The organism is Candidatus Parvarchaeota archaeon, from assembly GCA_016866895.1.
Lineage (GTDB): Archaea > Micrarchaeota > Micrarchaeia > Anstonellales > VGKX01 > VGKX01.
Genome location: VGKX01000022.1, coordinates 1 through 10,878, shown reverse-complemented (window position 1 = coordinate 10,878; position 10,878 = coordinate 1). Strand labels below are relative to the sequence as shown.

The window sequence follows — 10,878 nt, the reverse complement described above, 5'->3', positions numbered from 1 at the left end:
TAGATGTAATCTCAACCGACGTGCAGCTTTCCACTCAAGAGTTGGATTTTCTTGGCAGGGAGGTTTTTGTAGACCCCATAGTCCAGGCTTACTGTGCATTTCCAGGCGACTTGCCATTGCCGGTTGCCCTAACAAGTGCTTTTGGCGCATCGGATTTTTCAGTTGCAATAGAAGTTGGATTTCTCCCGGGGGTTACGGACAATGTAGGCAGGACTGCCTGCGAGGCCATGGAAGATGCGCTCAAGCGGCCCCTTGGCGGCCAGGCATATTCGTGCATCCAGTACCTTGTCTGGGGGCCAATAAGCATCCAGCAGGCCAGGAAAATCGGGGAAAAGCTTCTGGCAAACACCCTTATTGAGCGCGTGTCCGTCCTTTCTCACGAAGAGTTTGTGGCAAAAAAAGGCTTTGCCCCGCACATTCCAAAAGTGGTTCTAAAGCACACTCCCCAAGTGCGCGAAATACCGTTTGACAGGCCAATGGGGGAACTTCTTAAGATGTCTGATGAAATGTGCCTGTCCTTGTCGCAGCAGGAACTTGTTGAAATAAAAAAATATTATGCTTCTGAAAAAGTGCTCAAGGAAAGGATAGAATCAGGGCTTCCAGCATGGCCAACTGACGCGGAGCTTGAGTGCATTGCGCAGACATGGTCAGAGCACTGCAAGCACAAGATATTCAATGCAAAAATAAGATACGAGCAGCCGGATGGCAGTGTAAAAAACATCAACTCCCTTTTCAAGACCTATGTGAAAAGGGCGACAGAAAAGTTGATGGGAAAAAGAAAAGACCTAGTCTCGGTTTTCACCGACAATGCGGGCATTGTCAGGTTTGACCAGAACAACAACGTTGCAGTGAAGGTCGAAACGCACAACTCGCCTTCCGCACTTGACCCCTACGGCGGGGCGCTGACTGGGATTGTCGGCGTCAACCGCGACGTGCTTGGGGCTGGCATGGGAGCGCAGTTCATCTTCAACACAAATGTCTTTTGCTTTGCCTCGCCGTTTTATTCCGGGGAAATCCCCTCGCGGCTCATGCACCCAAAGCGCATTTTCGAGGGCGTGAGAAAAGGCGTGGAGCATGGTGGCAACACCACCGGCATCCCAACAGTTAACGGCTGCCTTGTGTTTGACAACCGATATCTTGGCAAGCCACTTGTCTACTGCGGCACGGGGGGCATAATGCCATCGCAAATCAATGGCAGCCCATCGCACCTCAAGTGCTGCAGCCCTGGCGATGCGGCCATAATGGTGGGCGGAAGGGTCGGCAAGGACGGCATCCACGGCGCCACATTTTCTTCCGTGGAGCTAAACGAAAGCTCGCCTGCGACGGCAGTCCAAATAGGCGACCCAATAACACAGCGAAAAATGTACGACATGCTTCTAGTTGCAAGAGACAAAGGCTTATACGGCGCAATTACTGACAATGGCGCAGGTGGCCTGTCCTCGTCAATTGGGGAAATGTGCCAGCTTAGCGGCGGGGCTGAAATTTATCTTGACAAGGTGCCCCTCAAATATCCGGGGCTTGACCCCTGGGAAATCCTGATTTCAGAGTCGCAGGAGCGCATGACTGTAAGTGTTGCACGGGAAAAAGCCCCCCAATTCCTGGCCCTTGCAAAGGAAATGAGAGTCGAGGCAACAATTGTGGGCACCTTCACCTCATCCGGCAAGTTCATCGCAAAATACGGCGACAAGGTGGCTTGCTGCCTTGAGATGGCATTTTTGCACGAAGGCGTGCCGCAGATGAAGCTGCATGCAAAACTCGACACAACAAAATCGCAAGCAAACAATCAGACTAGCCAGGCCAGCCAAACGGCGCCTATTCAACCTTCGCAGCACGCAGGCCACATTTCAATCACGCAAGACATTCCAATTCCGCAAGACATTTCAGGCGTGTTAAAGTCCGTTCTTGGCAGGCTCAATGTCTGCTCAAAGGAATATGTTGTGCGCCAGTATGACCACGAGGTCCAGGGCACATCCATAATAAAGCCGCTTGCGGGGGCTGATAACGACGGCCCTTCAGACGCCTCGGCAATCACCCCAGTGCTTGGTTCGCAAAAGGGGCTTGTAGTCTCAAATGGCATCTGCCCGCGCTATTCAGACCTGGATGCCTATTCCATGTCAGCCTGCGCGTTTGATGAGGCAGTGAGAAATGCGGTTGCAACCGGTGCTGACCCAAAAACCATCTGCGCTCTTGACAACTTTTGCTGGCCAGACCCTGTCAAGTCAGCCAAGACCCCTGACGGTGCGCACAAGCTTGCGCAGCTTGTCGAGGCAAACAGGGCGCTTTATGATTACTCCATTGCCCTAAAAATCCCGCTTATCTCTGGCAAGGATTCAATGAAAAACGACTACAAGATGGGCGATGTGAAAATTTCCGTGCCGCCCACCATACTCTACAGCGCAGTTGGCACAATGGAGGATGCCGCAAAGGCGGTGACAATTGACGCAAAAAACCCAGGCGACTTTATCTACATAATTGGCATGACCAAAGAGGAGCTTGGCGCAAGCGAGTACTTTGCACAGCTTTCGGAGGCTGCCAATGACCAAAACATTGCCTTGCGCGGCATTGCGCCAAGGCCCGACCTGTCGCTTGCGCCTGCAATTTACAAAAAGCTGCATCGGGCAATGAGTTCAAGGCTTGTGGCATCCTGCCATGACTGCTCTGATGGCGGGCTTGCGGTTGCACTTTCCGAGACGCTTTTTGCAGGCGGATTTGGTGGAACAATAGACTTGCGGCAAGTGCCATCCCAGGGAAGGCAACAAGGCTCCAAAATCACCCGCGATGACTTTGTCCTGTTTTCTGAGTCGGCATCGCGCTTTGTTGCGACTGTCAAGCCAAAGCACGCCGCAAGGTTCGAGAAAAAACTTGCAGGCGTGCCATTTGCAAAAATAGGCGAGGTGACTGCGCAGCCGATGCTTGAAGTCACGGGCCTTGCGGGGCAGCAAGCCATTAACGAGCACATTGGCAGCCTCAAGGCTGCATGGAAAAAAACGCTTGACTGGTAAATAGGAACTGGAATTATTGTTATGGTGAAATTCCAAATGGCAGATTTCATTAATGGAAAGCCGCGCGCGTGCGTAATTGGCGGGTTTGGCATAAACTGCGAGAACGAGACAGCCTACGCGCTGGAGCTTTCCGGGGCGGCCTCAGAAAAGGTGAATCTTGTCGACCTTTTATCTGGCAAAAAATCATTTTCCGACTATCATCTCATTGCAGTGCCGGGCGGCTTCTCTTTTGGCGACGACCTGGGCAGCGGCAAGGTGATTGCAAACAAGCTCAAGTTTGGCCTGCGCTCGCAGCTTTCGGATTTCATCTCATCAGGCGGCCTTGTGATTGGCATCTGCAACGGCTTCCAGGCGATAATAAAGCTTGGCCTGCTGCCGGCATTTGATGGAAAATATTTTGAGCAGGCAGCCACTCTTACGTTCAATGACTCCGGCAGGTTTGAGGACAGGTGGGTGTACATGAAGGCAAACGCCCACTCGCAGTGCGTTTTCACAAAAGGCATAAAAAAACTCTATTTGCCTGTGCGCCACGGCGAGGGGAAGTTTGTGCCAAAGGATGAAGGCACACTTGAGCGACTGGTTAAAGGCGGCCACATTGCACTTCAATACACGGACAAGGACGGGAGCTTTTCAGGCTACCCGGACAATCCAAACGGCTCTGTGCACAACATTGCAGGCATCTGCGATGAAACAGGGCGGGTCTTTGGCCTCATGCCCCACCCAGAAGCATATTTGCACAAGGCCAATCACCCCCGCTTTACAAGAAACGAGGCAAAGGAAACCCTAGGCTTGCAAATCTACAAAAACGGGATAGATTACATAAATGCTAATGCAAAAAAATAGCTGCGGCAAAAGGCGAATAATTGCAGTTTGGTGCTCAACAATGGAAAAAATAAGCGAATCGTGCGGTCTTTTCGCAATACGCTCCCTTGATGGCAAGGATGTTTCATTCAGCATCTTCTCAGGCCTTATGGCCCTGCAGCACCGCGGCCAGGATGCTGCAGGCATATGCACATTTGACGGCAAAAGATTTTGCCTGAAAAAGGAGCTTGGCCTTGTAAGCGAGGTCTTCCCCGGGGACGAGTGCCTCAAGCTCAAGGGTGCGGCCGGCATAGGGCATGTCCGCTACCCTACAATTGGCGTCAAGGTCGTCAAGGAGGAGGCGCACCCGATAATCTGGCGCGAAAAAGGAATTTCTGTAGCTCTTGCCCAAAACGGCAACATTGCAAACTACGGGGCCTTGAGGAAAAAGGCCGAAAAGGAGGAGAACATAAGGCTCAAGACAAATTCTGACACCGAGCTTATGGCTGCCATTTTTTGCAGGCGCCTTGCGCAGACTGGCGACTTGTTTGAGGCCGCTGAAAAGTGCATGGAGGTGCTTGACGGTTCCTATGCAACCGTGGTGCTTACGAGCTTTGGGGACCTTGTGGTCTTTCGCGACAGGCACGCAATCAAGCCACTTGTGTTCGGGCAGGACGGGAAAAGCATTGCATTTGCATCCGAGTCCGTGGCACTTGACATAAACTCAATAAAAACAAATGGCGACTTGAAGCCAGGCGAAATATTCGTGTCAAGGCACAACGGCTCAACTGAAAGGCGAATCTCAAGGTTTGCTGCAGCCCAAAGCGCACACTGCATGTTTGAGTACGTTTATTTTGCCCGCCCTGACTCAACAATTGACGGCAGGCTTGTCTATGATGTCAGGATGCAGCTTGGGAAAAATCTTGCGCTTCAGAAGCAGACAAAGGCGGACATCATTGTGCCTGTGCCAGACACAGCCAGAGCCGCAGCAGAGGGCTATTCAGCCCAATCAGGCATCCCTGTCGTGGAAGGCCTAATAAAAAACAGGTATATAGGAAGGACATTCATCATGCCCTCACAGGCAAAAAGGCAGGCATCGGTGCGCCTAAAGCTAAATGCCGTGTCAGGGCTTGTCAAAGGCAAGTCTGTCATACTGATTGATGACAGCATCGTCAGGGGAACTACAATGGGGCCTATTGTGCGGCTGCTGCGGGAGGCTGGCGCAAGCCAAGTTCATGTAAGAATTACTTGCCCCCCCATAATCTCACCCTGCTTCTATGGGATTGACATACCAACATACAAGGAGCTTGCGGCGCACAGGCTTCCTGTTGAAGAAATATGCAAGCAAATGGGGGCAGACACGCTTGAATACCTGAGCATTGAAAACCTTGTCAAGTCAATCGGCCTTGGGAACAATGCTCTTTGCCTTGGCTGCATCACAAACAACTATATAACCGAAGCCGGCAAAAGACTTTCAATAAAGCTCCAAAGTGATGAATCCTCGGATGTAGCAAGCAGGATTTGGGAGCAGGAAGCGCAATAGGCGAATGGGCGCGCAGGCAATTGGGAAAAGAAAGCACAACAGGCTTGCCTTGTAAGGGTCTTGATTTCATGGAAAATTTCCTTCTTGTCGGAAGCGGAGGTCGCGAGCACGCCATAGCAGATGCTGTGTGCAAGCCAGGCACTGTCCGCCTCTTTGTTGCGGCAAGCTCCAACAATCCCGGTATCCTAAACCTGTGCAAGAACACGGGTGGGGAGCTTGCAGTGCTTGACATACACAATCCAAAAGCGGTTTTGAAATTTGCCAAAGGCAAGCACATTGGCTTGGCTTTTTCATCCCCAGATGCCACGCTTGCGGCAGGGGTTTCTGACGAGCTGATCAAGGCGGGCATAAAATGTGCAAGCCCGACGAGGGCTGCAAGCAGGCTCGAGTGGGACAAGGCATATGCAAGAAGACTGATGAAAAAATACAGGATTGCAGGCTGTCCTGAGTTTGGAATTTTTTCCTCGCCTGAAAAAGCCTACAACTTCATTGATTCGCTTGAAGGCAGGGTTGCAATAAAGCCTGTCGGCCTGACTGGTGGCAAGGGCGTAAAGGTTGCTGGCCTGCAGCTTCACAGCATTGATGATGCAAAAAATTATGTAAAGGAAATACTGTCGGACGGCATTGGCAAGGTCGGCAGGGGGGCAAGCGTGGTCATTGAGGAAAAACTCGAGGGTGAGGAGTTCACACTCCAGGCATTTTGCGATGGCACAAAGCTTGCAGGCATGCCCCTAGTGCAGGATCACAAGCTTGCATATTCTGGCGATCATGGGCCAAACTGTTATTCTTCAGACACAGAAATACTGACTGAAGATGGCTGGAAAACTTTCGACAAGCTCGACAAAAACAAAAAAGTCGCCATATTTCAGCCGCGATTTAGGCGCATTAGGTTCGAAAAACCAACGTCAATCTACTGGAGAAAATACACTGGAAAGATGATGCGGTTTTCCCATCGGGAGATAGACCTTCTTGTCACTCCTAATCACAGAATGCTAGTTCAGTCGAGAAAAGGTGGAAAGTTCAGGGTAATTGAGGCAAAGGACTGGCAAGGTGAAAATCTGCTTCCCCAGACCGGAATTTGGATTGGCACCCAACCTCGCTTTTTTAGGATTCCTGCATCAACAAACAGGTTTGGCCCCAAGTTCAAGGGCATTAAAATAAACTTCGGCATATGGGCAGCTTTTATTGGTCTTTTCCTCTCAGAAGGTTTTGTCTCAACTCAAAAGAGGGGCGGTGCTCGTGTAACTATTGCTCAATCCAGAACCTCCAAATATTACTCGGTCATGCATTCAATACTAAAAAAATTGCCTTTTCACGTCATGATAGACAAAAAAGGCTTCAGAATAAACTCCATTCAATTGGCTGATGTGCTAAAAAAATATGGTCACGCGCATGAAAAATTTGTACCCAGTTATATTAAGGGCGCAAAACCAGCTGCAATATCTTTATTTCTGGAATCATATCTTATGGGCGATGGGGATGTCCATAGGGGACAGATGCGCATTTGCACTTCCTCCAAGCGCATGGTCGATGACATCCAGGAGCTGTTCATGAAAACTGGAAAGATAGGTATAATCACAGTTGACAAAAGGACACAGATGCTCAATCCGCTAAACAAGAAAATATACAAAGCTAGGCCTATCTACTCAATAGAGGCCAAGAAGCGCAGGGCTGTCGGAATAAGGAAAAAGAATATTTCATCGGTTGACTATTCTGGTAATATAGGCTGTGTAACCGTTTCAACCGGTTTTGTAGTTGTAAGGAGAAATGGGCGCGTTGCAATATGCGGCAACACAGGCGGCATGGGCTCTTACTCCTGCGATAACCACTTACTCCCTTTCGTTGCAGCTTCAGATTATTTTGAGGCTTTGAGGATAATGACCCAGACGGTCAACGCCCTCAAGAAAGATTCAGGAAAGGAATTTGTCGGAGTGCTTTACGGGCAGTTTATGAAAACCGCCAAAGGCCTTAAAATCATTGAATTCAATGCGCGCTTTGGCGACCCGGAAGCAATGAACGTGCTCACCATTTTCCAAGGAGATCTATACTCCACGTTTTTGTCGATGGCAAACAGAAGCCTTGAAGTGGGGGGCAAGTTCGCAAAACTATCGACAGTGTGCAAGTACCTTGTCCCAAACGGCTATCCAGAAAAATCGGTTGAAAGCTCGCCGCTGCGCCTAGATGTTGAAAAGATTCTTGCAGAAAACGCCAAATATTATTTTGCCTCGGTCGACTTGAGAAACGGCATTATATATACGCTAAAGTCGCGCACTGTTGGCATAATCGGCTTTGCCCATACGCTGCCAGAGGCTCAAGTGCACGCTGAAAACGCCTGCAGGCATGTCAGCGGGCCAGTCTGGCACAGGGAAGACATTGGGACCCAGGCACTAATACAAAAACGCATTGACCATGTGCGCAATTTGATTTCAAGCAGGAGCCACCAGGCGCATCAATAGTCAGCAAGCACACCAAGAACAGCAAGCACGCCCAGAACCACAGGCTTTCGCTCCTTCTCGTCTTACTAACCTGCACTGGCAAGCCAAACAGATATGATTAAATACTAAATTTGTTATAAAAGTAGGGTATTTGTGCTATTATAAGATTCAAGCGCCAAGAAACCGGCAGCCAAAACGTGTTTACATGCTTATTCCAAATTCAGACAGCAAAGTTATCCAGAAACCAGTACCAGAGCCACTGCCAACGTCAGCTGCAAAAAAGACAGGCAAGCTGAAACAATTTCTCCATTTGCTTTTTGAAGCAATTGCAGGCGGCCACGGATACAATACACATGAAAGGTACGAGAAAATCACAGACAAGCTGCGCACAAACAGGTACAGGGACTTGCTTGAAAGAAATCACGACGTTGAATCTCTAAAAAAGAGCATTGCCCTGCGGCTTGATTTGAATGGCGCCCAGTACGATTCTAAGGTTCTTGCACGCTCATTTGACTATATTGCCAAATTTTATTCCGACAAGGACGGGGCGCCAAGGCTAAGAAAAGACGGCTTGAGCCCCAGGGCTTCGCATCCGCTTTCAGTTGCCCTTGGAGCGGCAATGCTTGGGTGTGATTTTGAAACCGTGCTGACTGCCCTGTTCCATGACATTTATGAGGATGCCATCAAGCCCTGGGGGGGCGGCATTGTAAGGGCTGAGCATCAAATCCGGCAAATCGCAGGGGAAAAAATCTGGAACAATGTGACTGTTCTTTCGCACAACGAGGAAAAGGAAAGCCACGAGGAATACCTGCGCAGGGTTTACAACTCAAGGCACGTCGGGGTGATGGTTGTTAAGGCCCTTGACATGCTTGAAAACCTCAAGACGCTTTATTTTGAGCCAAAAAAAGACCCTCTTTCGATTGCAGCGTATGAGAATCTTGCTGCAAACACAATTGAGAAAGCCCTAAACCACCTTGGCATCTGGAAAAAGCTTAACAGGGAATTTTTTGAACTGATGCATTCCTTTGTGGACGACCACAGCCACATAATCGAAAAAATGCGACTCAAGCTCTCTGACCGGTGCAGTGCGCTGAACCAGCAAATAATAGATATGAATACACGGCTTGGCTCTCTTGACAAGGTGCACTCCGAAGCAATAGAAAGGCTTAAGCGTGAAATAAGCGAGAAGATGGCCGAATACTCAGATACTGCAAGCGAGGCAAAACGGCTCAGATACGCCCATTTGGCAATTGGCAAGCTGAAAATCAAGTCGCTTGGGCAGGAAAACCTTGAAATGGATGGCTTTGCAATTGTGACTTCAAGGGGGGAGGCAGACTTGCATCTATTCAGAAGCCTTCCGGACTCGGCAAGCCCGGTGCTCACATTGTTCAGGCCGGAAACCCTGCAACCCTCCAACTACCTTGAAATAGAATTTCCCTCCTTTTCAGGCACAAATGCAAGCTATCTTCTCAAAAGGCTCAATAAGCATTTTCCGGAAATGGACTTTCAACCCTCCATTAGCATCCTGCCGCCGCTTTTGCGGTGCACTGCCATATTCAGGGCAAGAATGCCGGAGCCTGAGCAATATCGCGGCTTTCTTGAGGAATTCAGGAAGCTTGCAACAGAAATAAGAACATACTATAAAGCCACAAGCAGTTTTTTTAATGAGCACGCCCAATAATCCAGAATATGCGCGACAGTCAAAACCGCCCCAATCAGACAAGCCTTATTTTAGCTCTGGCACTTTGCCTCCTTCTTATTCTGCTGCAAGGCTGCACTGTTGACTTTTCAGACAAGTCAATGAATTCATTATTCGGGCAGAAACTCAATGCAACAAATAACACTTCGGCTTACTTGGGCGGCGGCAATCAAGCTCCGGCCGCAATGCTTGGCGCAAACTCCTCAAACAACACCACGCGCCAGGCGCAAAAAAACGTTTGCACAACAAAGCCTCTTCGCCAATGCCCTGACGGCTCGCCTTCTTATAAAATCGAGTGCACAAGTGGTTATGTGCGTGAATTCATCTGCCCGACAAATCCTTACAATAAGGACCTGAAGGGGGTTCCAGGAAACCTGCTCTACCTTGCCAAATTCAAGTGCTACTGGGAGCAGAGGGAAACTTCCGGATACGGAAAACTATACGACCCGTTTGTCGTGTGCAGGGGGCAGATGGCAGGCTGGGACAAAGCATGCGAGTGCGCAGAAACAATTGAGACGTACGTGCGCAAATGGGGAATGCCCACCTAGCGGTAATTCCACTCCACTTCAAGTTTTTACGCCGCAACAATTCCTTCTTTTGCCCTGGTTTGGCTGCAGCCGAACAATATAATCAGCCTTTTAAAGCCAAACTCCGCAACTTTTCCATGGGCCTTGGGAGTTTAGATTTTAAGCCAGTGCCAGCCGTGTTTGCTGTTTTCTTGCTGCTTTGCAGCCTTGGCTTTAGCCAGAACACTCCAGACCCGCAATCACAATTTCTAAATCTAGTCGTGCCGCAAGGCCAATCAAACATGACAGTCCAGCTTCCATCAGTGCCGTCCATTCCAAATATTAATGTGCAGGTGCCTGCGCCGCCTTCAATGCCGCAAGAGCAACCTGAAAGCCAGGAGCCGCAGCTGAAAGTTGTAAAAAAAACCGTTTATGTAGGGCAGGATTCTGTTTTTTCCGGCCTTGACGAGCTTTCAAAATATGGCACTGAAGGGCTGGACATTGTCAAAACCAGCGCAGGCTATATCTACAAATCAAGATATTCGCAGGACAAATGGGTCGAGGTAGGCTCTGATGCCAAGGGCTCCTATGTCTCACTAATCAAGGTTGTAGAAAAAGAGGCCATTGAGCAACCTCCCTCCATTGATTCAATCCCCCCGATGCCTGCCCAGCCGCAGCAGCCGGCCTGGCAGGACAAGGCTGTTTTGCCCAATGTAATGCCTTCGCTTGCATTTGATTCGTCAGACGCTGCGGTAGTGCAAAGGGAGCTTGATTATCTTTCAAAAAGGTTTGTTTTTGTTCCGCAGGAGAGCCAGGCAAAGGAGTATGTGGAGCAGGCTTTTGGCATCCCGTCCCCGCCGCCTCTAAATCAGCAGCCAGCAACACAGGGTAA

The 10,878-nt window shown here is 49.6% G+C and carries 7 protein-coding genes; all 7 read left to right on the top strand.

The genetic code is table 11. The annotated features are described in order from the left end of the window. The coding region (locus FJZ26_01645; GenBank protein ID MBM3229109.1) for a phosphoribosylformylglycinamidine synthase at positions 1-3,002 on the top strand (3,002 nt) is incomplete at its 5' end. 36 nt (positions 3,003-3,038) lie between these two features. After that, the gene (purQ, locus tag FJZ26_01640) at positions 3,039-3,845 is read left to right on the top strand and encodes a phosphoribosylformylglycinamidine synthase I (GenBank protein MBM3229108.1); all 807 of its coding nucleotides are present in this window, start codon (positions 3,039-3,041) and stop codon (positions 3,843-3,845) included. Next, positions 3,826-5,346 carry an amidophosphoribosyltransferase gene (purF, locus tag FJZ26_01635; GenBank protein MBM3229107.1) on the top strand — a complete coding sequence of 507 codons (1,521 nt, stop codon included), beginning with the start codon at positions 3,826-3,828 and terminating at the stop codon, positions 5,344-5,346. The genes purQ and purF overlap by 20 nt, the downstream gene beginning before the upstream one ends. Before the next feature lie 68 nt (positions 5,347-5,414). Next, positions 5,415-7,802 carry a hypothetical protein gene (locus FJZ26_01630; GenBank protein MBM3229106.1) on the top strand — a complete coding sequence of 796 codons (2,388 nt, stop codon included), beginning with the start codon at positions 5,415-5,417 and terminating at the stop codon, positions 7,800-7,802. A gap of 184 nt (positions 7,803-7,986) precedes the next feature. Then, entirely contained in the window at positions 7,987-9,462 is a 1,476-nt protein-coding gene (locus FJZ26_01625) for an HD domain-containing protein (protein MBM3229105.1), read from the top strand. 8 nt (positions 9,463-9,470) lie between these two features. Continuing rightward, positions 9,471-10,028: a hypothetical protein gene (locus tag FJZ26_01620; GenBank protein MBM3229104.1), complete on the top strand. Its 558-nt coding sequence runs from the start codon at positions 9,471-9,473 to the stop codon at positions 10,026-10,028. Between the two features lie 155 nt (positions 10,029-10,183). Beyond that, the coding region (locus FJZ26_01615) for a hypothetical protein (protein ID MBM3229103.1) at positions 10,184-10,878 on the top strand (695 nt) is incomplete at its 3' end.